23 protein-coding genes and 1 pseudogene are annotated in these 26907 nt (G+C 72.0%); 14 read left to right on the top strand and 10 right to left on the bottom strand.

The features are described 5' to 3' along the window. The first annotated feature begins 25 nt into the window (after window positions 1–25). Both FRZ03_RS23385 and FRZ03_RS23380 read left to right on the top strand, forming a co-directional pair. Entirely contained in the window at window positions 26–1147 is a 1122-nt protein-coding gene (locus FRZ03_RS23385; RefSeq protein WP_146467112.1) for a LacI family DNA-binding transcriptional regulator, read from the top strand. Next, window positions 1144–2052, top strand: coding sequence for a carbohydrate kinase family protein (locus FRZ03_RS23380; protein ID WP_146467111.1), 909 nt, complete (start codon window positions 1144–1146; stop codon window positions 2050–2052). The genes FRZ03_RS23385 and FRZ03_RS23380 overlap by 4 nt, the downstream gene beginning before the upstream one ends. A gap of 193 nt (window positions 2053–2245) precedes the next feature. Here FRZ03_RS23380 and uvrA read toward each other — a convergent pair whose 3' ends face one another. Beyond that, window positions 2246–5299, bottom strand: a complete 3054-nt coding sequence (gene uvrA / locus FRZ03_RS23375) for an excinuclease ABC subunit UvrA (protein ID WP_146467110.1) — start codon at window positions 5297–5299, stop codon at window positions 2246–2248. Between the two features lie 222 nt (window positions 5300–5521). Here uvrA and FRZ03_RS23370 point away from each other — a divergent pair, with 222 nt between their 5' ends. The 5 genes from FRZ03_RS23370 to FRZ03_RS23350 all read left to right on the top strand — a co-directional run bounded on the left by FRZ03_RS23370 (window position 5522) and on the right by FRZ03_RS23350 (window position 9858). Next, window positions 5522–6208, top strand: coding sequence for a maleylpyruvate isomerase family mycothiol-dependent enzyme (locus FRZ03_RS23370; protein WP_146467109.1), 687 nt, complete (start codon window positions 5522–5524; stop codon window positions 6206–6208). Window positions 6209–6268: 60 nt separating this feature from the next. Continuing rightward, window positions 6269–6925 carry an MBL fold metallo-hydrolase gene (locus FRZ03_RS23365; protein WP_146467108.1) on the top strand — a complete coding sequence of 219 codons (657 nt, stop codon included), beginning with the start codon at window positions 6269–6271 and terminating at the stop codon, window positions 6923–6925. Between the two features lie 391 nt (window positions 6926–7316). Next, a complete protein-coding gene (locus FRZ03_RS23360) occupies window positions 7317–8201 on the top strand; it encodes an ABC transporter substrate-binding protein (RefSeq protein ID WP_146467107.1) in 885 nt (294 codons plus the stop codon). Beyond that, window positions 8198–9109 carry an amino acid ABC transporter permease gene (locus tag FRZ03_RS23355; RefSeq protein WP_146467106.1) on the top strand — a complete coding sequence of 304 codons (912 nt, stop codon included), beginning with the start codon at window positions 8198–8200 and terminating at the stop codon, window positions 9107–9109. The genes FRZ03_RS23360 and FRZ03_RS23355 overlap by 4 nt, the downstream gene beginning before the upstream one ends. After that, complete coding sequence (locus tag FRZ03_RS23350) at window positions 9106–9858, top strand: amino acid ABC transporter ATP-binding protein (protein WP_146467105.1); 753 nt, start codon at window positions 9106–9108, stop codon at window positions 9856–9858. Before FRZ03_RS23355 ends, FRZ03_RS23350 begins: the two co-directional genes overlap by 4 nt. Window positions 9859–9871: 13 nt before the next feature. On the opposite strand, the gene aroQ is transcribed toward FRZ03_RS23350, so the two are convergent. Then, entirely contained in the window at window positions 9872–10333 is a 462-nt protein-coding gene (gene aroQ / locus FRZ03_RS23345) for a type II 3-dehydroquinate dehydratase (protein ID WP_146467104.1), read from the bottom strand. Window positions 10334–10507: 174 nt separating this feature from the next. Between aroQ and FRZ03_RS23340 the strand changes: the two genes are divergently transcribed. Beyond that, the gene (locus FRZ03_RS23340) at window positions 10508–11812 is read left to right on the top strand and encodes an MFS transporter (protein ID WP_261399313.1); all 1305 of its coding nucleotides are present in this window, start codon (window positions 10508–10510) and stop codon (window positions 11810–11812) included. Window positions 11813–11996: 184 nt separating this feature from the next. Here FRZ03_RS23340 and FRZ03_RS23335 read toward each other — a convergent pair whose 3' ends face one another. The 6 genes and pseudogenes from FRZ03_RS23335 to FRZ03_RS23310 form a co-directional block, all read right to left on the bottom strand. Further along, on the bottom strand, window positions 11997–13097 hold the full coding sequence (locus tag FRZ03_RS23335; protein WP_146467103.1) for a calcium:cation antiporter: 1101 nt from the start codon (window positions 13095–13097) through the stop codon (window positions 11997–11999). A 136-nt stretch (window positions 13098–13233) separates the two neighbouring features. After that, a complete protein-coding gene (locus FRZ03_RS23330; protein WP_146467153.1) occupies window positions 13234–14235 on the bottom strand; it encodes a TerC/Alx family metal homeostasis membrane protein in 1002 nt (333 codons plus the stop codon). A gap of 449 nt (window positions 14236–14684) precedes the next feature. Beyond that, window positions 14685–15038: pseudogene (locus FRZ03_RS41265) on the bottom strand (TerD family protein); the annotation flags it as partial. 55 nt (window positions 15039–15093) lie between these two features. Then, the gene (locus FRZ03_RS23320; RefSeq protein WP_146467102.1) at window positions 15094–15669 is read right to left on the bottom strand and encodes a TerD family protein; all 576 of its coding nucleotides are present in this window, start codon (window positions 15667–15669) and stop codon (window positions 15094–15096) included. 156 nt (window positions 15670–15825) lie between these two features. Beyond that, window positions 15826–17976, bottom strand: coding sequence for an excinuclease ABC subunit UvrB (uvrB, locus tag FRZ03_RS23315; RefSeq protein ID WP_146467101.1), 2151 nt, complete (start codon window positions 17974–17976; stop codon window positions 15826–15828). Between the two features lie 40 nt (window positions 17977–18016). After that, window positions 18017–18874 (bottom strand): MHYT domain-containing protein, encoded by an 858-nt coding sequence (locus FRZ03_RS23310; RefSeq protein WP_146467100.1) that lies wholly within the window; start codon window positions 18872–18874, stop codon window positions 18017–18019. 277 nt (window positions 18875–19151) lie between these two features. On the opposite strand from FRZ03_RS23310, the gene FRZ03_RS23305 reads away from it, so the two are divergent. The 4 genes from FRZ03_RS23305 (at window position 19152) to FRZ03_RS23290 (ending at window position 22590) form a co-directional block, all read left to right on the top strand. Beyond that, window positions 19152–20021, top strand: a complete 870-nt coding sequence (locus FRZ03_RS23305; protein WP_146467099.1) for a glycerophosphodiester phosphodiesterase — start codon at window positions 19152–19154, stop codon at window positions 20019–20021. 44 nt (window positions 20022–20065) lie between these two features. Beyond that, window positions 20066–20620 (top strand): methylated-DNA--[protein]-cysteine S-methyltransferase, encoded by a 555-nt coding sequence (locus FRZ03_RS23300; protein ID WP_146467098.1) that lies wholly within the window; start codon window positions 20066–20068, stop codon window positions 20618–20620. 153 nt (window positions 20621–20773) lie between these two features. Then, window positions 20774–21682 (top strand): pseudouridine-5'-phosphate glycosidase, encoded by a 909-nt coding sequence (locus FRZ03_RS23295; RefSeq protein ID WP_146467097.1) that lies wholly within the window; start codon window positions 20774–20776, stop codon window positions 21680–21682. Continuing rightward, window positions 21667–22590, top strand: coding sequence for a carbohydrate kinase family protein (locus tag FRZ03_RS23290; protein WP_146467096.1), 924 nt, complete (start codon window positions 21667–21669; stop codon window positions 22588–22590). Before FRZ03_RS23295 ends, FRZ03_RS23290 begins: the two co-directional genes overlap by 16 nt. A 374-nt stretch (window positions 22591–22964) precedes the next feature. Here the strand turns inward: FRZ03_RS23290 and FRZ03_RS23285 are convergent, their stop codons facing one another. Next, window positions 22965–23759 carry a class I SAM-dependent methyltransferase gene (locus FRZ03_RS23285; RefSeq protein WP_146467095.1) on the bottom strand — a complete coding sequence of 265 codons (795 nt, stop codon included), beginning with the start codon at window positions 23757–23759 and terminating at the stop codon, window positions 22965–22967. Between the two features lie 203 nt (window positions 23760–23962). On the opposite strand from FRZ03_RS23285, the gene corA reads away from it, so the two are divergent. Beyond that, a complete protein-coding gene (corA, locus tag FRZ03_RS23280; protein ID WP_146467094.1) occupies window positions 23963–25090 on the top strand; it encodes a magnesium/cobalt transporter CorA in 1128 nt (375 codons plus the stop codon). Between the two features lie 48 nt (window positions 25091–25138). On the opposite strand, the gene FRZ03_RS23275 is transcribed toward corA, so the two are convergent. Further along, entirely contained in the window at window positions 25139–25783 is a 645-nt protein-coding gene (locus FRZ03_RS23275; protein WP_146467093.1) for a nucleoside/nucleotide kinase family protein, read from the bottom strand. A 67-nt stretch (window positions 25784–25850) separates the two neighbouring features. Between FRZ03_RS23275 and recX the strand changes: the two genes are divergently transcribed. Next, a complete protein-coding gene (gene recX, locus FRZ03_RS40505) occupies window positions 25851–26783 on the top strand; it encodes a recombination regulator RecX (protein WP_261399310.1) in 933 nt (310 codons plus the stop codon). The last annotated feature ends 124 nt before the right edge of the window (window positions 26784–26907 follow it).

Raw genomic sequence — 26907 nt, 5'->3', positions numbered from 1 at the left:
ACGGACGGGCAGGGAGGGGAACGCGATGCCCACCATGGCGGACGTCGCGCGGAGCGCCGGGGTCTCCGTGGCGACCGTCTCCCACGTGCTCAACGGCACGCGTCCGGTGCTGCCGGGCACCCGTCAGGCCGTCCTGGACGCCGTGGACGCCCTCGGGTACACGCCCAACACCCTGGCCCGCTCCCTGGTGACCGCCCGGACCCGTTCCATCGGGCTCGCGGTGTCGGCGATCAGCAACCCGTACTTCACCGAGATCCTCCAGGGCGTCGAGGCCGCCGCGCTTCACGCGGGCTACGGCCTGCTCCTGGCGGACCCGCACGACGACCCGGGACACGAACAGAAGGTCGCGCGCCTCCTCCACGAGCGCCGGGTGGACGGCATGATCATCGCCCCCTCCGCGCAGCCGGGCGAGCTGGTCGGCTATCTGCGCCGGCATGCCGTACCGACCGTGTTCCTGGACCGGCTGATCGACGGCGCGGACGCGGCTGTCGGCCCGGGCGCCCCGCGCTTCGACCAGGTGTGCGCGGAGAGCGCCGGGCCGACGGCTCGGCTCGTGGCCCATCTCGCCGGGCTGGGACACCGCCGGATCGGCCTGGTCGCGGGCCTGCCGGGGCTCAGTACGACCCGTGAGCGCGTCGCGGGCTACCGGGACGGCCTCGCCGCCGCGGGCCTGCCCCTCGACGACCGCCTGCTGGTGTCCGGCAACTCCGAGTCGGCCGGTGCCGAGCGGGCCACGGCCGCCCTGCTCGCCCTGCCCGATCCGCCCACCGCGCTCGTCACCGCCAACAACGCGATGACGCTGGGGGCCCTGCGCGCCCTCGCCGGGAACGGCCTGTCCGTGCCCGGCGATCTCGCCCTGTGCTGCTTCGACGACTTCCCCTGGGCCGACCTGTTCTCGCCCCGGCTCACCGCCATCGCCCAGCCCAGCAGGGAACTGGGCGCCCAGGCCGTGCGGCTGCTCCTGGAGCGCCTGGCCGAGCCGGACCGCCCGCCCCGCACGGTCCGGCTGCCCTGCGCGTTCGTCCACCGCGGCTCCTGCGGCTGCCCGGAGGGCCCCGAGCGGCCCGGAGCAGCGCCGCACACCGTGCCGTCCGCCCTGTCCGAGCCGCTGCCCGTGCCCCCGTCCGAGAAGGGAACCGCCTCGTGATCGTCGTCGCCGGTGAGGCATTGATCGACCTGGTACCGCAGGGCCCCGGCGCCCTGGCGGCCCTGAAGCCGGCGCCCGGCGGCGGCCCCTACAACACCGCGGTCGCCCTCGGCCGGCTCGGCACGCCCACCGCCTTCTGCTCCCGGACGTCGTCCGACGCCTTCGGCGAGGCGCTGCTGGACGGGCTGCGGCGGTCGGGTGTCAAGGTGTCCGGCGTGCAGCGCGGGCCGGAGCCGACGACCCTCGCGGTGGCCACGATCGACGACGGCGGCTCGGCCGCGTACTCCTTCTACGTCGACGGCACCGCCGACCGTCTCTTCACCGCGCCCCTCGCGCTCCCGGCGGGCACGCGGGCGGTGTCCTTCGGCACCCTCTCGCTCGTCCTGGAACCGGGGGCGAGCGCCTACGAGGTGCTGCTGCGACGGGCGGCCGGACAGGGGCTGTTCACCGCACTCGACCCCAACATCCGGGCGGGACTGATCCCGGACGCGGACGCCTACCGGGCGCGCTTCGCGAGCTGGCTGCCCTCGGTGACGCTGCTGAAGGTGTCCGCGGAGGACGCGGCATGGCTGGGCGGCACGCCGCGCGAGTGGCTGGCCGAGGGGCCGTCGGCCGTGGTGGTGACCCGGGGCGGCGACGGTCTGACCGTGTTCACCGAGGGCGGGGAGTACTCCGTGCCCGGCGAGAAGGTCGACGTCGTGGACACCATCGGCGCCGGGGACACGGTGAACGCCGCCCTGCTGCACGGTCTGGCCGCCCAGGACGCGCTGTCGCCTCAGGCGCTGGCCGCCCTCGGGACGGAGGGCTGGACCCGGCTGCTGCGCTTCGCGGCGCGCGCGGCGGCGATCACCTGCTCGCGGGCGGGGGCGGAGCCGCCGTACGCGACCGAGCTGGGTGATCTGTGAACCGCCTGGTTCCTCTCTGCTCTTGTCAAGGAGCGGCCGCCGCTCCGGGCGGCTGATGGTGGAACGAGCGGCGCCCCACGGGGAGTTCCCGCGGGGCGCCGGTTTTCTGATCCGATGTCAGGTCTTGTCCCGATCAAGTCTCGATCGGGTCCTGATCAGGCCCTGGTCGAACCGGACGGGACCTGATCCGGTGTCAGGCCTTGCGGGCCCGCGTCGCCTTCTTCGCGGGTGCCGCCTTCTTCGCGGGTGTCGCCTCCTTCGCGGCCGTCTTCTTCGTGGCCGCGGCGGCCTTCTTGGTCGCCGTGCTGTTGGCCTTGACCGTCACCGTCTTCTTCGTCGCCGACTTGGCCGCGGCCGTTTTCCGGGTGGCGCGCGGCGCCTTGACGGGTTCCGCGTCGCTGATGCGCTCGGCGCCGAGGATCTCTCGCAGGAACTTGCCGGTGTGGCTGGCCGGGACCCCGGCGACCTCCTCGGGCGTGCCCTCGGCGACCACCAGGCCACCGCCGGCGCCGCCCTCCGGGCCCATGTCCACGAGCCAGTCCGCGGTCTTGATCACATCGAGGTTGTGCTCGATGACGATGACCGTGTTGCCCTTGTCGACCAGGCCGCCGAGGACCGTCAGCAGCTTGCTGATGTCCTCGAAATGCAGGCCGGTGGTCGGCTCGTCCAGGACGTAGACGGTGCGCCCGGTGGAGCGCTTCTGCAGCTCGCTGGCGAGCTTGACGCGCTGGGCCTCGCCACCGGAGAGGGTGGTGGCGGACTGGCCGAGGCGGACGTAGCCGAGGCCGACGTCGTTCAGCGTCTTGAGGTGGCGGGAGATCGCCGGGACCGCCTCGAAGAAGTGCATGGCCTCCTCGATCGGCATGTTCAGCACCTCGGCGATGGACTTGCCCTTGTAGTGGACCTCCAGGGTCTCCCGGTTGTACCGGGCGCCGTGGCAGACCTCGCACGGGACGTAGACGTCCGGGAGGAAGTTCATCTCGATCTTGATGGTGCCGTCACCGGCGCAGTTCTCGCAGCGGCCGCCCTTGACGTTGAAGGAGAAGCGGCCCGGCTGGTAGCCGCGGACCTTCGCCTCGGTGGTCTCGGCGAACAGCCTGCGGATGTGGTCGAAGACGCCGGTGTAGGTCGCCGGGTTGGACCGCGGGGTGCGGCCGATGGGCGACTGGTCGACGTGCACGACCTTGTCCACCAGGTCGTCGCCCGCGACGCGCGTGTGGCGGCCGGGGACGGTCCGGGCGCCGTTCAGCTCGCGCGCCAGGTGCGTGTAGAGGATGTCGTTGACCAGGGTGGACTTGCCGGAACCGGACACACCCGTGACGGCCGTGAACACGCCGAGCGGGAACGACACGTCGATGTCCCGGAGGTTGTTCTCCCGGGCGCCGTGCACGGTGAGCTGGCGGGAGGGGTCGCGGGGGCGCCGGACGTCCGGGAGCGGGATCGCCTTGCGGCCGGAGAGGTAGGCGCCGGTCTCCGACTCGGTGTTGGCGAGCAGCTCCTTCAGGGAGCCGCTGTGCACCACCTTGCCGCCGTGCTCACCCGCGCCGGGGCCGATGTCCACCACCCAGTCGGCGACCTTGATGGTGTCCTCGTCGTGCTCCACCACGATGAGCGTGTTGCCCATGTCGCGCAGCCGGACCAGGGTCTCGATCAGCCGGTGGTTGTCGCGCTGGTGCAGGCCGATGGAGGGCTCGTCCAGCACGTAGAGCACGCCGACCAGGCCGGAGCCGATCTGGGTGGCCAGGCGGATGCGCTGGGCCTCGCCGCCGGAGAGGGTGCCGGCGGCGCGGTTGAGCGAGAGGTAGTCCAGGCCGACGTCGACCAGGAAGCGCAGCCGCTCGTTGACCTCCTTGAGCACCCGCTCGGCGATCTTCTTGTCCCGCGCGTTCAGCTTCAGCTCGCCCAGGAACTCCGCGCAGTCGCTGATCGACATCGCGGAGACCTCGGCGATCGACTTCTCCATGATGGTCACGGCGAGCACGATCGGCTTGAGGCGGGTGCCCTGGCAGGAGGGGCAGGGCACCTCGCGCATATAGCCCTCGAAGCGCTCCCGGCTGGCGTCGCTCTCGGCCTCGCTGTGCCGGCGCTTGACGAAGGGCACCGCGCCCTCGAAGGGCGTGGTGTACACGCGCTCGCGGCCGTACCGGTTGCGGTAGCGCACCTCGATCTGGGTCTTGTGGCCGTACAGCAGGGCCTTCCTCGCGCGCTGCGGCAGGCCCGCGAAGGGGATGTCCGTGCGGAAGCCGAGCGCGTCCGCGAGGGCGCCGATCAGGCGGCCGAAGTAGTCCTTGGTGTGTCCGTGCGACCAGGGGTGGATGGCGCCTTCGTCCAGGGACTTGTCGGGGTCCGGGACGATCAGCTCGGGGTCGACCTCCATGCGGGTGCCGATGCCCGTGCACTCGGGGCAGGCGCCGAAGGGCGAGTTGAAGGAGAAGGAGCGCGGCTCCAGCTCCTCGAAGGACAGGTCGTCGTACGGGCAGTACAGGTGCTCCGAGTACATGCGCTCGCGCTCGGGGTCGTCCTCGGGGAGGTCGACGAAGTCGAGCACGACCATGCCGCCGGACAGGCCGAGGGCGGTCTCCACGGAGTCGGTGAGGCGGCGCTTGGCGGAGTCCTTCACCGTGAGGCGGTCCACGACCACCTCGATGGTGTGCTTCTCCTGCTTCTTCAGGGTCGGCGGCTCGGACAGCTGGACGGTCGTGCCGTCCACGCGCGCGCGGGAGTAGCCCTTCGTCTGGAGGTCGGCGAAGAGGTCCACGAACTCGCCCTTGCGCTCACGCACCAACGGCGAGAGCACCTGGAAGCGGCTCCCCTCCGGCAGCTCCAGCACCTTGTCCACGATGGCCTGCGGCGACTGGCGCGAGATCGGGCGGCCGCACTCGGGACAGTGCGGCTTGCCGATGCGCGCGAAGAGCAGGCGCAGGTAGTCGTAGACCTCGGTGATCGTGCCGACGGTCGAGCGGGGGTTGCGCGAGGTCGACTTCTGGTCGATGGAGACCGCCGGGGACAGGCCCTCGATGAAGTCGACGTCCGGCTTGTCCATCTGGCCGAGGAACTGCCGTGCGTACGAGGAGAGGGATTCCACGTAGCGCCGCTGGCCCTCGGCGAAGATCGTGTCGAAGGCCAGGGAGGACTTGCCCGACCCGGACAGGCCCGTGAAGACGATGAGCGAGTCGCGAGGCAGGTCGAGCGAGACATTCTTCAGGTTGTGCTCGCGCGCGCCACGGACGATGAGACGGTCGGCCACGCCGGTCCGCACCTTTCTTGGGAGAAGTGACAGGGGCGGGCCCCCGTCTTCTCCAGACTAGGGGGAGCCACTGACAACGCCGGTCGGATTGCCCGGTTGCATAACAATCCCCGGCCTTCCAGCATGCCCGACGCCGCCATCGACGATATAGCACGCGCATTCGATTTGCGGACGAGCTTCACGAGCTTCACCCGAACGTGTGGCACGGCTAGGGTCGGGCCCATGACTGATCACGCTCATGACCTGGCATGTGTACGTGACGCGACCGACCGGCTGCTGCGCGCGGTCGCCCGACTGGACAACGCCTCGCTCGCCGAGCCGTCACGGCTTCCCGGCTGGACCCGCGGACACGTCCTCGCCCACCTCGCCCGCAACGCGGACGCGCTCGTGAACGCCCTGGAGGGCCGTCCCATGTACGCGAGCGCCGCGGCGCGGGACGCCGACATCGAGGACGGCGCGGCGCGCCCCCTGGACGTCCAGCTCGCCGACCTGCGCGAGAGCGCGGACCGGTTCCGGGCGGCGGGGGACGCTCCCGCGGACTGGACGCGCACGGTGGAGCTGCGCAACGGGGTCACCGACGCCGCGGCCCGGCTGCCGTTCCGGCGGTGGGCCGAGGTGGAGCTGCACCACGTGGACCTCGGGGCCGGGTACGAGCTGGAGGACGTCCCGGCGGAGTTCCTGGAGCGGGAGACCGGGTTCCTCACCCAGCGGTTCTCGGGGAACCCGGACGTCCCCGCGACACGGATCACGGACGGCACGCGCACCTGGGACACCGGCAGGGCCGCGGACGAGCCCGAGGTGACCGTCTCGGGCCCGGCGGCGGAGCTGGTCGGCTGGCTCGCCGGGCGGCGCGACGGCTCCCGGCTGACCGCTCGGGGCGGCGCGCTGCCGAAGCTGCCGCCGCTGTAGGCCCCGTCCCGTGCGACGAGGACGGCCCGCCGGGCGCCGCACCGCTATAGGCTGATCGACATGACGTACACAGGAGAGGTCAGGGTCGGCGGACCGGCGGACGTTCACGAGCTCAAGGACCTGATGATCACCAAGATCGCGGTCGGCCCGATGGACAACAACGCCTACCTGCTGCGCTGCCGGGCCACCGACGAGCAGCTCCTGATCGACGCCGCGAACGAGGCGCACACGCTCCTGGGCATGATCGGTGACGACGGCATCGCGTCCGTCGTCACCACGCACCGGCACGGCGACCACTGGCAGGCGCTCGCCGAGGTCGTCGCCGCGACCGGCGCGCGCACCCACGCCGGCCGCGAGGACGCGCCCGGCATCCCGGTCCCCACCGATGTGCTCGTGGACGACGGCGACGTCATCCGCGTGGGCCAGGTCGAACTCACGGCGCGCCACCTCGTGGGGCACACGCCGGGCTCCATCGCCCTGGTCTACGACGACCCGCACGGCCACCCGCACGTCTTCACCGGCGACTGCCTCTTCCCGGGCGGCGTCGGCAACACGCACAAGGACCCGAAGGCGTTCGCCAGCCTGATCCACGACGTGGAGACGAAGATCTTCGACGCGCTGCCGGACGAGACCTGGGTCTACCCCGGTCACGGCAACGACACCACGCTCGGCGACGAGCGGCCGCATCTGCCGGAGTGGCACGCGCGCGGCTGGTGAGCCCCGGGTCGCCCCCTGCGTGGGATGCCGGCAGAGGTGTACCGCGGCATGCCGACAGGGGGCGTACCGCGCGCCCGGCGTACGACCGGCTCACGCGCGCGGCGCGAATGCCGTCCCGCGCGCCCCGTGTGAACGTTTCGCGCGCGCCCGGCGCACGCGCGCGCTCCCCCGGAGCGGTCCCGCGCGGTCAACTGGTAGCAGCCGCACAGGATGACGGCTCCTGAGCGGAAGGGCCGCCGGTCTTCCCATCCCGCCCTCGGCCGGCGGCCCGGGCCAGGGCGTTCACGCCCCCCGCGGCCCCCGTTCACACGGCGGCAACACCCGCTCCCACTATGCGGACACAACTGATCGCGGCCTCGACAAGGGCCGGGTTCGCTGCCACTCTCCCGCCATGCATCTCGCCCCTCGTACAGTGCGCCGCGCGGCAGCGGCCGCCACCCTCGCCCTGCTCGCCACCGCCGTCGGCTGTGCCCCGCAGCCCGAGCCGCGGCCGTCGGCCGACGTGCGCGGTTCGGCCGGCGCGGACTGCGCCAAGGGCAAGGCGGCCACCAGGACGCCCGGGAAGCTGACGATCGCCACGGACCAGCCCGCCTACGAGCCCTGGTTCGAGAACGACCAGCCCGCCAACGGCAAGGGCTTCGAATCGGCGGTCGCGTACGCCGTGGCGAAGCGGCTCGGGTACGGCAAGGACGCGGTGGTCTGGCAGCGGGTGCCCTTCAACAAGGCGTTCGCGCCCGGCGTGAAGACCTTCGACTTCGACATCAACCAGGTCTCCGTCAGCGCCGAGCGCAAGAAGGCCGTCGACTTCTCGTCCGGTTACTACGACGTGCGCCAGGCCGTCATCGCGCTCAAGGGCGGCAAGGCCGCCAGGGCGACCCGCATCGCGGACCTGCGCGGCCTCCGCCTGGGTGCCCAGGTGGGCAGCACGAGCCTCGACTACATCACCGACGTGGTGAAGCCCGACCGGGAGCCCGCCGTCTACGCCAAGAACGACCAGGCCAAGTCGGCGCTGCGCAACGGCCAGGTGGACGCCGTCGTCACCGACCTGCCGACCGCGTTCTACATCACGTCGGCCGAGGTGACGAACGCCAGGATCGTCGGCCAGTTCGAGAACCAGGGCGGCACGCCCGAGCAGTTCGGGCTGGTGCTCGACAAGGGCAGCGCGCTGACCCCGTGCGTGAGCCGTGCCGTCGACGCGCTGCGCGAGGACGGCACGCTGGCCCGGCTCGACCAGCGGTGGCTGTCCGACGCCGTCGGCGCCCCGGTGCTCAAGTGACCGTCACCAAGGGCGAGTCCGTCCCGGAGCGGGCGGACGGCGCGGCAGCCGTGCCCGTCGACGGCTACGTTCCCTCCGAGCGGCGGCTCGAGCGCGAGCGCCACAAACGGGCGCGGGCCCGCCGCGCGACGGCCGTGGCGGCGCTGTCGACCCTCGTCACGGCCGCCGTGCTCTACCTGGTCGTGGTTCACGCGCCGGGCTGGCCGCGCACCAAGGAGACGTTCTTCAGCGCCGGTTACGCGCGCGAGGCGCTGCCCAAGGTCCTCGAAGGGCTGTGGCTGAACGTCCGGCTGCTGGTGGTCTGCGGCGCCGCCGTGCTGGTCCTCGGCATGCTGATCGCGATCGCGCGGACCCTGCGCGGCCCGGTGTTCTTCCCGCTGCGGGTGCTTGCGGCGGCGTACACCGACTTCTTCCGCGGACTGCCGCTGATCATCAACCTGATGATCGTGGTCCTGGGCGTGCCCGCGCTGCGGCTCCAGGGGGTGACGGTCGATCCCGTGCTGCTCGGCGGCACGGCGCTGACGCTGACGTACTCGGCGTACGTAGCGGAGGTGTTCCGGGCCGGCATCGAGTCGGTGCACCCCTCGCAACGCGCGGCGGCACGCTCGCTGGGCCTGACGAACCGCCAGGCGCTGCGGTACGTCGTGCTCCCCCAGGCGGTGCGCCGGCAGGTGCCGCCGCTCCTCAACGACCTGGTGTCGTTGCAGAAGGACACCGGCCTGGTGTCGATCGGCGGCGCGGTGGACGCCGTACGGGCGGCCGACATCATCGTGGGCCGCAGTCTGAACTACACGCCGTACATCGTGGCGGGACTGGTGTTCGTGGCGCTGACCATTCCGATGACGCGCCTCACGGACTGGGTGACGGCCCGGCTGGACCGGCGGCGGGACCAGGGAGGAACCCTATGAGCGACGCGCCCGTGCTGCGCATGGAGTCGGTCCGCAAGACCTTCGGCGGTTCGGTGGTGCTGCGCGACGTCGACCTGGAGGTGGCCCCGCACACGGTGACCGCGCTGATCGGCGCCTCCGGGTCCGGCAAGTCCACGCTGCTGCGGTGCGCCAACCTCCTGGAGGAGATCGACGACGGCGCGATCTGGCTGGACGGTGAGGAGATCACCGATCCCCGGGCCGACCAGGACGCGGTACGGCGCCGGATCGGCGTGGTCTTCCAGGCGTACAACCTCTTTCCGCACATGAGCGTGCTGGACAACATCACGCTCGCCCCGCGCCGGGTGCACGGCGTCTCCCGCGCGGCGGCCGAGGAGCGGGCCAGGGAGCTGCTGGAGCGCCTGGGGCTCGCCGGCAAGGCGGACGCCTACCCGGACCGGCTCAGCGGCGGCCAGCAGCAGCGGGTGGCGATCGTCAGGGCGCTCGCCGTGCGGCCCCGGCTGTTGCTGCTGGACGAGATCACGGCCGCGCTCGATCCCGAGCTGGTGGGCGAGGTGCTGGAGGTGGTCCGGTCGCTGAAGGACGAGGGCATGACCATGGTGCTGGCCACCCATGAGATGGGCTTCGCACGCGATGTCGCCGACCAGGTCTGTTTCCTGGACGGCGGGGTGGTGCTGGAGCGCGGCACCGCCGAGCAGGTGTTCGGTCAGCCGCGCCGGGAGCGCACCCGGCGCTTTCTGCGGCGGCTCGTCGAGGCCGGTCGCCTGTAGACGGCGCGCGGGGTTACGCGTCGGCCAGCAGTGCCGCTACGCGCTCGACGCCGAACGCGTAGCCCTGCACACCGCAGCCGGCGATCACGCCGTCGGCGCGCAGCGAGACGTAGGAGTGGTGCCGGAACGTCTCGCGCCGGTGGATGTTGGAGATGTGCACCTCCAGCACGGGCATGCCGTCGCAGGTGTTGAGCGCGTCCAGGATCGCGACCGAGGTGTGGGAGTAGGCGCCGGGGTTGATGACGATCCCGCAGTGGTGCAGACGTGCCTCGTGGATCCAGTCGACCAGTTCGCCCTCGTGGTTGGACTGCCGGAAGTCGACCGAACCGCCGTGCGCGGCCGCCGTCTTGGCACACAGCGCCTCGACGTCCGCGAGGGTCTCCCTGCCGTAGATCTCGGGCTGGCGCTGGCCGAGCAGATTCAGGTTGGGCCCGTTGAGGATCATGATCGGGGCGTTGGCCAGGGTGCGGGGCACGGTTCCTCCGGTCGTTCGAGGCGGTACGACTGCGACCGCCGCTCGCCCCCGGTCTATCACGACCCCGGCGCGCACCCCGGCCCCGTGCCCTCTCGCCCCGGGCGCGCGCTGCGGTCACTCGGTCACCCCCGCACGCCCCCGTAACCCGTGATCACGGTGGGTAGTTGACGCACCATGCACGATGCACGTCCTGTCACCTCCGCCTCTCTGCCCCGCCTCGCCGCCGCCTCCCTCGCCGGGACCGCGGTCGAGTTCTACGACTTCTTCGCCTACGGGACCGCCGCGGCGCTGGTCCTGGGGCGGCTGTTCTTCCCGTCCTTCTCGCCGCTCGCCGGGACGCTGGCGGCGTTCGCGACGTTCGGCGTGGGCTTCGTGGCCAGACCACTGGGCTCGGTGCTGTTCGGGCACCTCGGCGACCGGCGCGGCCGGCGGCCGGTGCTCGTGGCCTCGCTGCTGCTCACCGGCGCCTCGACGATCGCGGTGGGCTGTGTGCCCTCGTACGCGTCGATCGGCGTGGCCGCGCCCGTGCTGCTGCTTCTGCTGCGCTTCCTGCAAGGGCTGGGGCTCGGCGGCGAGTGGGGGGCCGTGCTGCTGACCGTGGAGCACGCGCCCGCCGAGCGGCGCACCCTGTGGTCGAGCTTTCCGCAGGCGGGCCCCGCGATCGGCTTTCTGCTCGCCAACGGTGTCATGGTGGCGCTGTCGGCCGGGTTGTCCGACGCGCAGTTCGCGCAGTGGGGCTGGCGGGTGCCGTTCTGGGCGGCCGCCGTGCCGGCGCTGGCGGGGCTGTGGCTGCGCTCGTCGCTCGCCGAGAGCCCCCGGTTCCTGGAGATCGACGATCCCGTGCGCATGCCGCTCGTGGAGGTCGTACGGCGCCATGGGCGGCTGGTGCTGCTGGCGGCGGGGGCGATGGCCGTCGGGTACGCGGTGTTCTACACGGTGACGACCTGGTCGTTGTCGTACGCCACGGAGCGGCTCGGGGTGAGCCGCACGGTGATGCTGACCTGTGTCATGGCCGCGGTGGTCGTCCAGGCCCCCCTCGTTCCGGCCGCGGCGCTGCTCGGCGACCGCTGCGGGCGCCGGCCGATGTGCCTGACCGGGTGTGCGCTCTGCGCGCTGTGGATGCTGCCCATGGTGGCGCTGCTGGCGACCGGCGAGCCGCTGCTGATGTTCTTCGGCATCCTGGGCGCGCTGCTCGCCTTCGTCACCGTGTTCGCGGTGATCTCCGCCTATCTGCCGGAGCTGTTCGACGCGCGGGTGCGCTGCACGGGCGCCTCGGTGGGCTACAACCTCGGCGGGATCATCGGCGGCGCGCTCACCCCGGTCGTGGCCACCGCGCTGGCCCAGGGCAGCGGGCGCGTCCCTTGGGGGGTGGGCGTGTATCTGACCGCCATGGCCCTGTTCAGCCTGGGGTGTTTCGCGCTGCTGCCGGAGACCCGCCCCTCGCGGGTGGCGGCGGTGGAGCCCGCCACCACGGGCTGAGCCGGCGGCGGTGCGGTGGCCCCGTGCGGCCGGGCCGGGGCCCGCGGCGCCGGTGCCGGCCGCGGGGCCGCGCGGCAGGTCCCGCGGCCGGCACGAAGGTTTCGCGAGAAGCGGCCCGCGGATGTCGCTCGCGTGTTCGGCGCACACATCGTTGCGCCGGCCTCCGCGCCGGTGGGACCCCGCCCTAAGGGTTGATCGCCAGTTCCAGATAGGCCGCGAAGAGCACCAGGTGGACGCCACCCTGCAAGGGCGTGGCCCGCCCCGGCACCACGGTGAGGGAGGCGACCACCACCGTCAGCGCGAGCAGCAGCATGTGAACGGGTTCGAGGCCGAGAATGAGCGGCCCCGGCAGCCACAGCGAGGCGAGTGCCACGGCCGGTATGGTCAGGCCGATGCTGGCCATCGACGAGCCGAGCGCGAGGTTCATGCTGGTCTGCACGCGGTCCCGGCGCGCGGCACGCAGTGCGGCGATCGTCTCGGGGAGCAGCACGAGCAGGGCGATGATCACTCCGACGACGGCCTGGCGCAGACCCACCGCCGCCACCCCTGCCTCGATCGCGGGCGAGACGCCCTTGGCCAGACCGACGACGCCGATCAGGGCCAGCCCGAGCAGACCGAGGCTGATCAGGGCGGTGCGCTTGGACGGCGGGCTCGCGTGGTCCTCGGTGCCGATGACCTCGCCCTGCCGGGTGATGGGCAGGAAGTAGTCCCGGTGGCGCACCGTCTGGGTGGTCACGAACAGGGCGTAGAGGATCAGCGAGGACAGCGCGGCGAACGTCAGTTGCAGGGAGGAGAACTGGGGTCCGGGCTTGCTGGTGGTGAAGGTCGGCAGTACCAGGCTCAGCGTGGCCAGTGTCGCCACCGTCGCCAGGGCTGCGCCGGTGCCCTCGGGATTGAAGACCGCCGTGCCGTGCCGCAGGGAGCCGACGAGCAGGCAGATGCCGACGATGCCGTTGCAGGTGATCATCACCGCGGCGAAGACGGTGTCCCGGGCCAGGGTGGAGCTCTTGTCGCCGCCGTCGGCCATCAGCGTGACGATCAGGGCCACTTCGATGACGGTGACGGCGATGGCCAGCACGAGGGAGCCGAAGGGTTCGCCGATCCGGTGGGCGACCACCTCGGCGTGGTGCACCGCCGCGAGGACGGCCCCGGCGAGCACGACCGTCACCAGGGCGATGACCGGGGCGGGCATGGCCCGGTGCCAGGTGAGGACCAGCAGGACGATAGCGAGCACCGGCACGGGGACGGTCCACCGCCGGGCGAGCGATCGCAGCCAACTGATCATGCCGCGATCGTCGCAGACAGTCACAGGATTCGCATTCTGTTCTTTCCGGATGCTTCCGCACCTTCCCCGCCGGGCCCGGCGCCGTACTCGGCCGGGCCCCGCGTGTTCGTTCCGGGTCTCTCGCGGGCGCCTACGGTCAGGCGTCCACGGCCTCCCTCTGCTCGCCCTCGGCGTCCGCGCGGGCCGCCGCTGCGGCCTGCTTCCTGGCGGCCATGAGGCTGGTGAGCGTGGTGACGGCCAGGACGGCGCAGATCACCCCGAGCGAGACCGGGATGCTGATCTGGGCCACCGGGACGCCCGACTCGTGCAGTGCGTGCAGCACCAGCTTCACGCCGATGAAGCCGAGGATGACCGACAGGCCGTACGAGAGGTGCACCAGCTTCTTCAGCAGGCCGCCGAGGAGGAAGTACAGCTGACGCAGGCCCATCAGCGCGAAGGCGTTGGCGGTGAAGACGATGTACGGGTCCTGGGTCAGGCCGAAGATCGCGGGGATCGAGTCCAGGGCGAACAGGACGTCCGTGGTGCCGATGGCCAGCATCACGACCAGCATCGGGGTCATGATCCGCTTGCCGTTCCGCCGCACCCACAGCTTGGTGCCGTGGTAGCGGTCGGCCACGCCGAACCTGCGTTCCGCGGCCTTCAGCAGCCTGTTCTCCTCGAACTCCTCCTCGTCCGCGTCGTCGGCGCGGGCCTCCTGGACGAGCTTCCAGGCGGTCCATATCAGGAAGGCGCCGAAGAGGAAGAACACCCAGGAGAAGCTGGTGACGATCGCGGCTCCGGCGGCGATGAACACGGCACGCAGCACCAGGGCTATGAGGACGCCGACGAGCAGGACGCGCCGCTGGTACAGGGCGGGCACCGCGAACTTCGTCATGATCAGGACGAAGACGAAGAGGTTGTCGACGCTGAGCGACTTCTCGGTGATGTAGCCCGCGAAGAACTCGCCGGCCGGGCGTCCGCCGCCGAACACGAGAAGGCCGACACCGAAGAGGGCGGCCAGGACGATCCAGACGACGGTCCAGACACCGGCTTCCTTGACCGACACCTCATGGGGCTTGCGCCCGATGAGGAAGTCGATTCCGATCAGGGCGGCCAGACCCAGGACGGTCAGGACCCACAGGGTCGTGGAGACTTCCACGGCAACCTCCGGCATGTCGAGATGGCAAGCACATATGCGTTGTCACTGCCGGAGGTCTCTTCCACCCGCGCGGGGCCGACGCCCCGGGACCGGAACCGGTCCGTACTGACGGGTGCGCCGCAGTCAGGGAGTACTCCCCTCCGCACGGACGACAGTACCCCAATCACCAAGAATTGGTAAAGAGGAAGGCAAAGGTAAGTTCAAATCCCCTGATCATGACGGCTTTACTGTTTCTTGGCCCGAGCGGTGGCCACCTCTCCGAGCACGCGCTCCAGGACCCGGCTGCCGACCGGGACCAGCGCGGGCTCATAGGTCCAGGCATGGCCCACCCAGGGGTCGGCGACGTGATCGTCGGGGACCGGGGTGAGCCGGGTCAGCGAGCGCCAGAGCGGGTCCAGCAGCGGGCCGTGGTCGGCGGCGTCCGCGCGGTCCGCCACCATCAGGAGGTGGACGCCGGTGCCGTCGGGGCCGTGCACCGCGGTGTGCGGGGCGGCGACGGCGCCGAAGGTGTCCGAGCCCGAGGCCCCGGCGGGCAGGGCGAGGAAGACGCCGACCCGGTGCACGGCCTCGGGCACGGCGGACAGGTCGACGGTCAGGCGGTGTCCGCCGGCGGCCCGCCGGGAGACCTCGATGCCGGGCTGTACGGGCGCGCCGGGGTGGGCGACCCACGGGGAGCCGTGCACCGTGCCGTTCTCGTCGCCCAGGGTGGCGCCGGCCAGGACCGGTGTCCCGGCCGAGATCCGGATCTCCAGCCGGAGCTGGGTCAGTGGGTGGTTCTGCCCCCGCACCAGCTCGGCCGTCATCCCCGTCGCCCCCCGTGTCGTGTTGTGGTCCGTGCCCCGCCCGGCGGCCCGGGGGCTACAGATGCGGCAGGATCGCCGGCATCAGGTCCTGGAAGGTGCGCCCGTTGGCGGAGGTGCCGAGGGCGGTCATCGTCCAGCCCGAGCCCACCCGGTGCACCTTGGCCATGATCTGGGCGGTGTACTCGCCGCCGCCCGCGAGCGTGTAGCGGGCGAGCTCCTGGCCGTTGGTCTCGTCCACCAGCCGGCAGAAAGCGTTCTGCACCTCCTGGAAGGTCTGGCCGGTGAAGGAGTTCACGGTGAAGACGATCTGGTCGATGTGGACCGGGACGCGCTCCAGGTCCACGAGGATCGCCTCGTCGTCGCCCTGACCGACGCCGCCCACCAGGTTGTCGCCGGTGTGGCGCACGGAGCCGTCGTCGCTCACCAGGTGCCGGAAGAAGACGACGTCGACCGGCTGCTTCTCGGCGAAGAGCACCGCGGAGGCGTCCAGGTCGATCTCCTTGGTGCGCGAGCCGAACAGACCGCGCCGCTTCGCCGCCTGCCAGCCCAGGCCCATGCGGACCGCGGTGAGGGTGCCCCCGTCGTTCTTCTCCAGGCTGATGGCCTGACCCTTGCTCAAGTTGACGGACACGGCTGATCCCCTCTCGAAGTCCCCTGTTGGCCGCCCGTTCCGCGCGGCTGATCGAAACCCTACGCAGGGGCGCCGAGGGCGCCGAACCCCGGCCCGCGCTTTGTGTCGGTGTTGCAACACTCCGCGCGTACGCCGGGGTCCGGCGGTGTGCCCGGGTCAGGCGAGGCCCGCCTCCCGCATCTGGCGCAGCTCCTTTTTCATCTCGGAGACCTCGTCCCGCAGCCGGGCCGCGATCTCGAACTGGAGCTCCGCGGCGGCGGCGCGCATCCGCTCGGTCATCTCCTCGATCTGCTCGGCCAGTTCGGCCGCCGGGCGGTCGGTGGGCACCGCGGCCGCGGCCTTGCCCTTCGCACCCTTGGCCGCCTTGCCCTTCGCACCCTTGCCCGTCTTGTCGGCCGTCGGCACGGGGGTCTTGGCGCCCTTGCCGTCCTTCGACTTGCGGTAGCCGCTGCCGAGGAGCTGCTCGGTGTCGACCTCCTCACGGGCGATCTGCGCGACGATGTCGTTGATCTTCTTGCGCAGCGGCTGCGGGTCGATGCCCTTGGCCTTGTTGTAGGCGATCTGCTTCTCCCGGCGACGGTTGGTCTCCTCGATGGCCTTCTCCATCGCCGGGGTGATCTTGTCCGCGTACATATGGACCTGGCCGGAGACATTGCGCGCCGCGCGGCCGATGGTCTGGATCAGCGACGTGCCGGAGCGCAGGAAGCCCTCCTTGTCCGCGTCGAGGATCGCCACCAGGGACACCTCGGGCAGGTCGAGGCCCTCGCGCAGCAGGTTGATGCCGACCAGGACGTCGTAGTCGCCGGAGCGCAGTTCGCGCAGCAGCTCGACCCGGCGCAGGGTGTCGACGTCGCTGTGCAGGTAGCGCACCTGGATGCCGAGCTCCAGGAAGTAGTCGGTGAGGTCCTCGGCCATCTTCTTGGTGAGCGTGGTGACCAGGACGCGCTCGTCCTTCTCGGTGCGCTTGCGGATCTCGTGCACCAGGTCGTCGATCTGGCCCTCGGTGGGCTTGACCACGACCTCCGGGTCGACCAGGCCGGTCGGGCGGATGATCTGCTCCACGACGCCGTCGGAGCGCGACAGCTCGTAGGCGCCCGGGGTGGCCGACAGATAGACGGTCTGCCCGATGCGCTCCTGGAACTCCTCCCACTTCAGCGGCCGGTTGTCCAGGGCGGAGGGCAGGCGGAAGCCGTGCTCCACGAGGGTGCGCTTGCGGGAGGCGTCGCCCTCGTACATCGCGCCGATCTGCGGAACGGTGACGTGCGACTCGTCGATGACGAGCAGGAAGTCGTCCGGGAAGTAGTCGAGCAGGGTGTTGGGCGGGGAGCCGGGCGAGCGGCCGTCGAAGTGCATCGAGTAGTTCTCCACGCCGGAGCACGTGCCGATCTGGCGGAGCATCTCGATGTCGTAGGTGGTGCGCATCCGCAGCCGCTGGGCCTCCAGGAGCTTGCCCTGCTTCTCCAGCTCGGCCAGGCGCTCGCCCAGCTCCTTCTCGATGTCGTTGACGGCCCGCTCCATGCGTTCGGGGCCGGCGACGTAGTGGGAGGCGGGGAAGACGTACAGCTGCTGGTCGTCGCTGATGATCTCGCCGGTCAGCGGGTGCAGCGTGGACAGCGCCTCAATCTCGTCGCCGAACATCTCGATGCGGACGGCCAGCTCCTCGTAGACCGGGAAGATCTCGATGGTGTCACCGCGGACGCGGAAGGTGCCGCGGGTGAAGGCCAGGTCGTTGCGCGTGTACTGGATGTCGACGAAGCGGCGCAGCAGCTCGTCCCGGTCGATCTCGTCGCCGACGCGCAGCGGGACCATCCGGTCCACGTACTCCTGGGGAGTACCGAGGCCGTAGATGCAGGACACCGAGGCGACCACGACGACGTCACGGCGGGTGAGCAGCGAGTTGGTCGCCGAGTGGCGCAGCCGCTCGACCTCCTCGTTGATCGAGGAGTCCTTCTCGATGTAGGTGTCCGACTGCGGAACGTACGCCTCGGGCTGGTAGTAGTCGTAGTACGAGACGAAGTACTCGACCGCGTTGTTCGGCAGGAGCTCGCGGAACTCGTTGGCCAGCTGGGCGGCCAGCGTCTTGTTCGGCGCCATCACCAGGGTGGGGCGCTGGAGCTGCTCGATCATCCACGCGGTGGTGGCGGACTTGCCGGTGCCGGTCGCGCCCAGCAGGACGACGTCCTTCTCACCGGCCTTGATGCGCTTGGCCAGGTCGGCGATGGCCGCCGGCTGGTCGCCGCTGGGCTGGTAGGGGCTGACGACCTCGATGGGCGCCACCGTGCGTTCGATGTGGGAAACGGGCCGCATGTCATCCACCGTACGACCCCGCACTGACAACGGGTCGCGGTCAGCGGTTCTGGGGGGTGCGGACGCCCTGCCGCACGGGGCGGCGGTCCGGGCGGTGTCCCTGGTGGGAGGCGGTGCGGGCGGCGGCCGGGACGCCCGGCCGGCGCTCGACGCGCACCGGCGCGGGACGGCGCACCACGAGCATCGGGTCGAGGATCACGACGACGCCCACGAGGACCAGCATGACCACCGGGCCGATCAGCATGGGCACGAGCGCGGACGTGGTCCGGGTGTCGACGGTGGTCTCGGCGGTGCCGTCGAGGTGGACGCTGAGGGCGGCCATCGCCGTGTAGTGCATGCCGCTGACGGCGAGCCCCATCAGAAGGCTCGCGCCGACGGTCGGCAGCAGGCCGTGGGAGCGACCCGCGGCCCACAGGGCGGCGACGGAGGCGACGACCCCTATGGCAACGGAGGCGACGACGGTGGGGATGCTGTAGACGAACTGCCCGTGGAAGCGCATTCCGGCCATGCCGAGGTAGTGCATCGAGGCGACGCCCAGACCGGTGATGGTGCCGCCGGTGAACAGCGGTGCCCCGGTGGCCCCCCGGTAGCCGACGATGAAGACGCCGATGCCGACCATGACGACGGCGAGCCCGAGGCTCGCGTAGGTGATCGGCTCGTCGTAGTGGACCGGCGTCCGCTCGATTCTGAACCCCATCATGGCGATGAAGTGCATGGTCCAGATGCCGCAGCCGAGCGCGGCCGCGCCCAGGGCCAGCCAGGCGGGCCGCCGGGAGTGCGTGAGCAGCAGGGACCGGGTGATGCAGCGCAGCCCCAGGGCGCCGCCCAGGCAGGCCATCAGATAGGCCACCAACGGGGTGACGGCCCCGTAGCCGAAACCGTCGACCGTGCCCTGCATCCGCGGCTGCCCTTCGCCCTCGTGTGTCCCGGATATCCCGAAAATCCGCGCCGTCCCGGGACCGCGCGGGCGGCCGGGGTGTCGCAGAGAGTATGACCCCCACCGGAATGGTCGAACGACTTTCCGACAAAGAAACACGCCCTTGCCCCAGTTGTGAGGCACCGGTGAGCACGCGGCGACGTCTCCAGGGTATGTGTGGCCTTCGTGCGTCCGCGTGCCGCGGTCATGCTGCTGTCAGTCTGGTCCTGTCGGTTTTCGCTCGACGTGAGGAGTACGCATGCACGCGCGCGTGGTCGCCACCTCGGCCGTCGCCGTCCTGGCGGCGGTGACCCTGGTGAGCCCCACCTCCGACGCCCGGGCGGGCGAGGTGCGCACGCCCTTGGTGATCGGCCACCGGGGCGCCCCCGCCTACGCCCCCGAGAACACGCTCCCCTCGATCGACAAGGCGGCCCGGGTGGGCTCCGCCTGGGTGGAGAACGACGTCCAGCGCACCAAGGACGGCGAACTGGTGGTCGTCCACGACGACAGCCTGCAGCGCACCACGGACGCGAAGCAGGTCTACCCCGGCCGGGCGCCGTGGAAGGTGAAGGACTTCACCGCCGCCGAGATCGCCCGCCTGGACGCGGGGAGCTGGTTCTCGCCCGCCTACAAGGGCACGCGTGTACCGACCCTGGACCAGTACATGCGCCGGGTCGAGCACAACCACCAGAGCCTTCTCCTGGAGATCAAGAACCCGGAGCTGTATCCGGGCATCGAGCGGCAGATCCTGAAGGTCCTCGGCAACGACGGCTGGCTGGACCGCCCGCATCTCAAGCGGCTGGTCGTACAGAGCTTCAGCGCCGCCAGCGTGCGGACCGTCCACGAGCTGAAGCCCGCGCTGACCACGGCCTGCCTCGGCGCGCCCCCGGTCTCTCGGCTCAAGCAGTACGCGCGTTTCGCCGACCTGATCAATCCGTCGTACGGATCGCTGTCGAAGGCCTATGTGTCGGCGGTGCACGGCGTCCGGGGGCCGCACGGCCGGCCGCTCGGGGTGTACGCGTGGACGGTGGACGACAAGGCGACCGCGCTGAAGGTGGCGGGGTACGGCGTCGACGGGATCATCAGCAGCGAGGCCGACGTGGTCCGGGCGGCGCTGCGCGGGCGGTGAGCCGGGCGGCGGGCGTTGTCAGTGGCGGGTCGTACCGTGGGCGCATGGACAGCCATGGGCAGGACGGACAGCGGGTGGTGTGGACCGTCGTGGAGACGGACATCGGCCCGCTGATGCTGGCGGCGACCGCGAATGGGCTGGTCAACGTCGTCTTCCACGCCACCGACGCGGTGCGCGAGCGGGCGCTGGAGCGGCTGGCGGCCCGGTTCGGCGGCGCGCCCGTCGCGGATCCGGACGCGCCGCCGCTGGCCGAGGCGATACGTCAGCTGCGGGCGTACTTCGCGGGTGAGCGGCAGGACTTCGAGCTCCCGCTGGACTGGTCGCTGATCTCCGGGTTCAACCGGCAGGTGCTGCGGGAGCTGGCGTCGGGCGTGCCGTACGGCAGCGTGGTGGGGTACGGCGACCTCGCCGGGCGCGTCGGTCAGCCCGGCGGGGCGCAGGCGGTCGGCGCGGCGATGGGTGCCAATCCGCTGCCGGTGGTCGTGCCGTGCCACCGGGTGGTCGAGAGCGACGGCGGGATCGGAGGGTTCGGTGGCGGTCTGGAGACCAAGCGGAAGCTGCTCGCGCTGGAGGGGGTGCTCCCCGAGCCGCTGTTCTGACCGGCCGGCGCGCGAATCCGGCCGGGCCGTCGCCTTGTTCGGCCGTCTCCGGCCGCCGAGCGCGCCGGCCGGGCCGCCCCGCGTTTAGCCGTGGCCGGCGCCCGCCAGAGATGAGGGATGACGGGCAGGGACCGGCGGACAGGAGGCGGGCACATGGTGCTGGTGGTGTCGGAAGAGGTCCGGGAAGCGCTCGGTTCGGGGCGGCCGGTGGTGGCCCTCGAATCGACGATCATCGCCCATGGTCTGCCCCGCCCGCGCAATCTGCGGGTGGCCCTGGAGCTGGAGGAGGCGGTGCGCGGCGAGGGCGCGGTACCGGCGACGGTCGCCGTGCTCGACGGGCGCCCGCTGATCGGCCTGGACAAGGCGCAGCTGGAGCGGGTCGCCAACGAGGACGGCATCCGCAAGCTGGGCCACCGCGACCTGCCGCTCGCCGTGGCGGCGCGGGCCAGTGGGGCGACCACGGTGTCGGCGACCGCGCGGCTGGCCGCGCTGGCGGGCATCAGGGTGTTCGCCACGGGCGGGCTGGGCGGGGTGCACCGGGAGTGGACGGTGACCCAGGACGAGTCGGCCGACCTGGGGCTGCTGGCGCGGACCGGGATCACGGTGGTGTGCGCGGGCGTGAAGTCGATCCTGGACGTGCCCGCCACCCTGCAGCGGCTGGAGACACTGGGGGTGGCCGTCGCCGGGTACGGCACCGACCGGTTCCCCGGCTTCTATCTGTCCGACTCGGGGCATCCGGTGGACTGGACGCTGCACAGTCCCGAAGAGGTCGCCGCGGTGATGCGGGCGCAGGACGCTCTCGGGGCGGCGCGGTCGGCACTGATCGTGGCCAATCCGGTGCCGGAGGCGGAGCAGCTCGACCCGGAGCTGCACGCGCGCGTGCTCGACGAGGCGCTCGCCGCCTGCGCGCAGCGAGGTGTCACGGGTCAGGCGGTGACGCCGTTCCTGCTGGACCACCTGGTCCGGCACACGGACGGCGCGTCGCTGAACGCCAACCTGGCGGCGGTGCGCGGCAATGTGCGGCTGGGAGCGCGGATCGCCACGGCGTGGGCGCGGGGGTGAGCGGGGGGCGTGCCGGGGCGTTGCTGGTCGTCGGGGACGTGGTCACGGATGTGGTGGCCCGGCACCGTGGCCCGCTCGCGGCCGGTACCGACACCGCGGCGGTGATCCGGACGCTGCCGGGCGGCGCGGGCGCCAACGTGGACTGCTGGGCGGCGCGTTCGGGCTGTGCCGACGTACGGCTGCTGGGCCGGGTGGGGGCGGACGCGGCGGTGTGGCACGAGCGGGAGCTGCACGCCGCCGGGGTCCGTCCCCTGCTGGTGACCGATCCGCAGGCGGCGACGGGGACGGTGGTGTGCCTGGTCGACGCGGGGGCGGCGGCCGAGCGTACGTTCCTCACGGACAGCGGGGCGTCGTTGCGACTGGAGCCCGCCGACTGGTCGGACGCGCTGCTCGACGGGGTCGGCCGGCTGCATCTGTCGGGCTATCTGCTGTTCACCGAGTCGAGCCGGGCGCTCGTGCGGACCGCGCTGGCGGCGGCACGTGCGCGGGGCGTTCCGGTCAGCATGGATCCGGCCTCGGCGGGCTTCCTGGAACAGCTGGGGGTGGGGCGTTTCCTCGCCTTCGCGCGAGGGCTGGACGTCCTGCTGCCCAGCCGGGACGAGGCGTGCCTGCTGACGGGACTGCACGAACCGGCGGACGCGGCGGCCAGGTTGAGCGAGACCGTGCCGCTGGTGGTGGCCAAGGCGGGGGCGGACGGTGCGCTGGTGGCCCGGGCGGGCGGCGCGCCCGTGCGGGTCCCCGCCGTACCGGCGACCCCGCGGGACACCACGGGCGCCGGCGACGCCTTCACCGGCGCCTTCCTCGCCGCCCTCCTGACGGGCAGCGACCCGGAGGGAGCAGCGGCACGGGGATGCCGAGCGGGCGCGGAAGCGGTGAGCCGGGTCGGCGCCAGACCACCGCATCCATAGCCGGTCGTGGTCCACCGCATCCGTAAGCCAGCCCCCGGTCCACCCCATCCGTAACCGGGAACCGGCCGCCAGTCCGACCCATCCGTAACCGGGGACCGGCCGCCAGTCCGACCCATCCGTAACCGGGACCGGCCGCCAGTCCGACCCATCCGTAACCGGGACCGGCCGCCAGTCCGACCCATCCGTAACCGGGACCGGCCGCCAGTCCGACCCATCCGTAACCGGGGACCGGCCGCCGGTCCCCCGCGTCGGAAGCCGGTCGTCGGTCTCGGAAGCGGACCGGCAGACGGCCGTCGGTCTCGGAAGCGGGCTGGCAGACGGCCGCGTCCGGGGCCTGGCGCGGGCCGGCGTTCCGCCCTGCGGCCGGACCGCTGCTACGCCTTCCGGCCCCAGGCCGAAATCATCGGTGCGGTGGTCAGGTCCATGTCGCCGGCCTCGACGTTGGCCAGGTGCTGTTCGATCTCCTCGGCGGTGGCCAGGCCCGCGTCGATGAGGCGGTCGCGGATCTGGCGGACCGTCGCGGCTTCCAGGGCGGTGCAGGCGGGCGAGGTCATGGGGAAGAAGCCGTCGGCCTCGACCTCGTGGAGCCCGGCCTGCCGGAGCAGCCGCGGCAGCCTGCGGCCGTAGGCGAGGTCGGCGCCGCGCTCGGCGAGCAGTCCCCGGAAGCCCTGGCGCAGCCGGTTGGCGAGCCGCTGCTCGGGGCCGGACTCGTCGGGGCAGGTCAGCGGCTGGAGAGCGGGGTCGGCGTCCTCGATCAGCAGCCACCCGCCGGGGCGCAGCGCCCGGATCATGGACCGCAACGCCCGGTCCCGGTCCGGGACATGGACGAGCACCAGCCGGGCGTGGACCAGGTCGAAGCCCTCTCCCGGCGGTTCCTGCGCGCCCACGTCGTGGACGCGGACCTCCACCGGCGGCCGGCCCACCGGGGCGAGCCGCGAGGTGTCGATGTCGGTGGCGACGACCTGACCGGCCGGCCCCACTTTCTCCGCGAGCCAGGACACCACGGAGGTCCCGCCGGCCCCGACCTCCCAGCAGCGCCAGCCCGGCTCGATGCCGAGCGCCTCGACGTGCCGGAAGGTCGTGGGGTCGAAGAGGGTGGCGAAGGCGTCGAAGCGCTCCCCCGCCTCGCGCTGCCGGTTGTCCAGGAGGTACCCGTCGGATGGTGTCATGCGGGAATCATCCCAGTTGTACGGCCTGTCCGGCCGGTCGGCTCCTCCTCGGCGCACGGCCGGCCCCGGTGTGTCGTCCACAGGCGGGAACAAAGCGGAACGCAGTGTTCCCACAGCCTTACCCGCGCTTTGCCCTGGACTGGCACACTCTCGGATCAAGGCGCGCGAGCGTCGTACGAGGAGATCCACCCGAGGAGATCCAGATGTCCATGGCAGGGAATCTGCGGAAGGTCACGGGACTGAGCCCGGTCGGCGGCCTGCGCAAGGTCGCGCGGCTGGCCCGGCGGCGGCCGCGCGTGGACCTGAGTCATCCCGCCCGCTCACCCCTGGGCTCCTCGGTGGTCAACTGCGTGACGTACCAGGACGGTGTGCGCGTGCCGCAGTGCACCGATCTGCTGGAGTCGGTGCGCATGGTCCGCAAGACCGGCGAGGGCTTCGTCTGGCTGGGGCTGCACGAACCGACGGACCGCGAGTTCGCGGGCGTCGCCGAGCTGTTCGACCTGCATCCGCTGGCGGTGGAGGACGCGGTCGAGGCCCATCAGCGGCCGAAGCTGGAGCACTACGGCAACACGCTGTTCGCGGTGTTCAAGACGGTCTGCTACGTCGAGCACGAACGGCTGACGGCGACCAGCGAGGTGGTGAACACCGGTGAGATCATGGTCTTCGTCGGCGAGGACTTCGTCATCACGGTGCGGCACGGCAGGCACGGCTCGCTCGGCCCGCTGCGCGAGGAGCTGGAGTCCCACCCGCACCAGCTCTCGAAGGGACCCGCGGCGGTGCTCCACGCCATCGCCGACCATGTCGTGGACGGCTATCTCGGCGTGACGGACGCGGTCCAGGCCGACATCGACCAGGTCGAGACGGAGGTGTTCTCGGAAGGGGGCGCCCGGCTCGATCCGGGGCGCATCTACCAGATGAAGCGCGAACTGCTGGAGCTGAAGCGGGCGGTGATGCCCCTCGCCCGCCCCGTGGAGGACCTGGCCACCCGGCCCATACGGGTCGTCGCTCCCGAGATACAGGCCTACTTCCGGGACGTGCTCGACCATCTGATCCGGGCCACGGAGCAGATAGCCGCCTTCGACGAGCTGCTCAACTCCATCCTCCAGGCGCACCTCGCGCAGGTGACGGTCGCGCAGAACGAGGACATGCGGAAGATCACGGCATGGGCGGCCGTGATCGCCGTGCCGACGATGGTGTGCGGCGTGTACGGCATGAACTTCGACCACATGCCGGAACTGCACTGGCGGTTCGGCTATCCGCTGGCCATGGGGGTGATGGCACTGGCGTGCCTGGCGCTGTACCGGGGCTTCAGGCGCAACGGCTGGCTCTGACCGGTGAGCCGCCGAGGCGGCACCGCGGGCCCGTGCGGCCGTCGGGGGTCAGCCGCTCCAGGCGGGGTGGCGCGGGTCGTCGGCGCGCACCACCACATCCGCCGCCCCGGCCGGGTCCGTCTCCGCCTCGTAGCGCTCGAAGGCGGGGAGCGTCCAGTGGTCGGATTCGGGGGTGCGACGGCGCAGGGCGCCCGGGGAGAGGAGGACGTGGACGGTCAGGTCGAAGGGGAACCAGTGCCGCAGCAGAAGGGGGCCGTGCAGCAACAGGACGCCACCGGGCGGGAGTCGGACATACGGGCTGCGGGTGGCGCGGTCGGTGACGGGGTCCCACAGGTCGGGCAGGACGCGCCCGCTGCCACCGGGGTCGAGTGGACCGAACACCTCCCGCCACAGGGCGCCGGTGTCGAACCAGCCGCCGTAGTACGACTCCGCGTCGCGCCGCCCGTGCTCCAGCCGCAGCGAGGCGGGGCGCAGAAAGCCCTCGGCGCCGACCACCAGCGAGGGCCGGCCGCGCACCCGCAGCGCCTCCCCCACCCGCTCGGCCAGGTCTCCGGGGCGGGCGGCCGGGGCGCCGTCGAAAGCGACGCGCGCCCAAGCTCCGCCGTCGGCCGTCTCCAGCCCGGCCAGCCGGTCGGCGAGCCGCTCGGCGAGTCGCTCGGCGAGTCGCTCCCAGGTGATCGCTTCGAGTCGCACAGGCCCATGATGCCGGGTGCGGCGAAGCGGCGGTGCGCGGCCCTGCCGGACGGGGAAGGAAGGGCGTATGGGACATGCCCCGACTCCCCGCTTTCCGGGCCGACTTGTCGCCGTCCAGCCGCTGAGGCACCCGCGGTGTGCCGCCTGCCGGCGTGGTCCGCTGTCGCTGCTGGTGCTGGAGGACGGTGCGCCGCGCTGTCTGGACTGCGCGGACCTCGGGCATCTGGTCTTCCTGCCGCGCGGTGACACGGCGCTGACCCGCAGATCGCGGGAGGAGAGCGGGCTGTCGGTCGTGGTGGTGCGGTTCAACCGGCGCAAGAGCCGTTACGAGCGGCAGGGTGTGCTCGTGGAGGAGGCGGCGCTGGCCCGCGCGGAGGAGCGCTGTCTGGCGGACGCGGAGGCCCGGCGACGGCGGCGGGCGCGGGACGCGCGGCGCCGGGGGGTCGCGGACGAGCGGTTCACGGCGGCGTTCGCGGCCGAGATCCTCCGGCTGTTCCCGGGCTGCCCGGCCGAGCGGGCCCGGGCGATCTGCCTGCGCCTGCTCACCGGGACCCCGCGCACCCGCAAGCAGCTCGCGGACGCCCTGCGCAAGCGGGAGATCCCCGACGACGTGGCCGAGGAGGTGCTGTCGCGGTTCGAGGAGGTCGGACTGATCGACGACGGCGCGTTCGCGGACGCCTGGGTGGAGTCCCGCCACCACGGCCGGGGGCTCGCCCGGCGCGCCCTCGCCCGGGAACTGCGCACCAAGGGGGTCGACTCGGAGCTGATCGAGGAGGCCGTCGGACAGCTCGACTCCGACCAGGAGGAGGCGACCGCCCGGGAACTCGTCGCCCGCAAGCTGCGCGCCACCCGGGGCCTCGACCGCGACAAGCGCATCCGCCGCCTCGCCGGCATGCTCGCCCGCAAGGGATACCCGGAGGGGATGTCCCTGCGCATCGTCCGCCGGGCCCTGGAGGAAGAGGGCGAGGACACCGACTTCCTGGGCGAGTCCGGCCTGTGACGAGAGGCGGGCGGCGCGGGCCGGCGGGGGGATAACCCCCGCCCGGGACACCGGGGCACCGCAGTGTGCCGGCACCTCCGTTCCGGCGAGAGTGGAGGCACGCCCCGAAGCAGCGTGCCAGACC

Origin of the sequence: Streptomyces misionensis (genome assembly GCF_007896895.1) — a bacterium.
Taxonomy (GTDB): domain Bacteria; phylum Actinomycetota; class Actinomycetes; order Streptomycetales; family Streptomycetaceae; genus Streptomyces; species Streptomyces misionensis_A.
Note: the sequence above shows the minus strand (reverse complement) of the source record. Positions and strands in the feature narration are given on the sequence as shown.

What these genes read in the sequence shown, in the direction of transcription:
- FRZ03_RS23365 (WP_146467108.1), top strand. Translation starts at nt 6,269, where the DNA reads ATGACGTACACAGGAGAGGTCAGGGTCGGCGGACCGGCGGACGTTCAC.
- FRZ03_RS23385 (WP_146467112.1), top strand. Translation starts at nt 26, where the DNA reads ATGCCCACCATGGCGGACGTCGCGCGGAGCGCCGGGGTCTCCGTGGCG.
- FRZ03_RS23295 (WP_146467097.1), top strand. Translation starts at nt 20,774, where the DNA reads ATGGTGCTGGTGGTGTCGGAAGAGGTCCGGGAAGCGCTCGGTTCGGGG.
- recX (WP_261399310.1), top strand. Translation starts at nt 25,851, where the DNA reads ATGGGACATGCCCCGACTCCCCGCTTTCCGGGCCGACTTGTCGCCGTC.
- FRZ03_RS23300 (WP_146467098.1), top strand. Translation starts at nt 20,066, where the DNA reads ATGGACAGCCATGGGCAGGACGGACAGCGGGTGGTGTGGACCGTCGTG.
- FRZ03_RS23305 (WP_146467099.1), top strand. Translation starts at nt 19,152, where the DNA reads ATGCACGCGCGCGTGGTCGCCACCTCGGCCGTCGCCGTCCTGGCGGCG.
- FRZ03_RS23360 (WP_146467107.1), top strand. Translation starts at nt 7,317, where the DNA reads ATGCATCTCGCCCCTCGTACAGTGCGCCGCGCGGCAGCGGCCGCCACC.
- FRZ03_RS23310 (WP_146467100.1), bottom strand. Translation starts at nt 18,874, where the DNA reads ATGCAGGGCACGGTCGACGGTTTCGGCTACGGGGCCGTCACCCCGTTG.
- FRZ03_RS23335 (WP_146467103.1), bottom strand. Translation starts at nt 13,097, where the DNA reads ATGATCAGTTGGCTGCGATCGCTCGCCCGGCGGTGGACCGTCCCCGTG.
- FRZ03_RS23350 (WP_146467105.1), top strand. Translation starts at nt 9,106, where the DNA reads ATGAGCGACGCGCCCGTGCTGCGCATGGAGTCGGTCCGCAAGACCTTC.
- FRZ03_RS23340 (WP_261399313.1), top strand. Translation starts at nt 10,508, where the DNA reads ATGCACGATGCACGTCCTGTCACCTCCGCCTCTCTGCCCCGCCTCGCC.
- FRZ03_RS23370 (WP_146467109.1), top strand. Translation starts at nt 5,522, where the DNA reads ATGACTGATCACGCTCATGACCTGGCATGTGTACGTGACGCGACCGAC.
- uvrB (WP_146467101.1), bottom strand. Translation starts at nt 17,976, where the DNA reads ATGCGGCCCGTTTCCCACATCGAACGCACGGTGGCGCCCATCGAGGTC.
- FRZ03_RS23285 (WP_146467095.1), bottom strand. Translation starts at nt 23,759, where the DNA reads ATGACACCATCCGACGGGTACCTCCTGGACAACCGGCAGCGCGAGGCG.
- corA (WP_146467094.1), top strand. Translation starts at nt 23,963, where the DNA reads ATGTCCATGGCAGGGAATCTGCGGAAGGTCACGGGACTGAGCCCGGTC.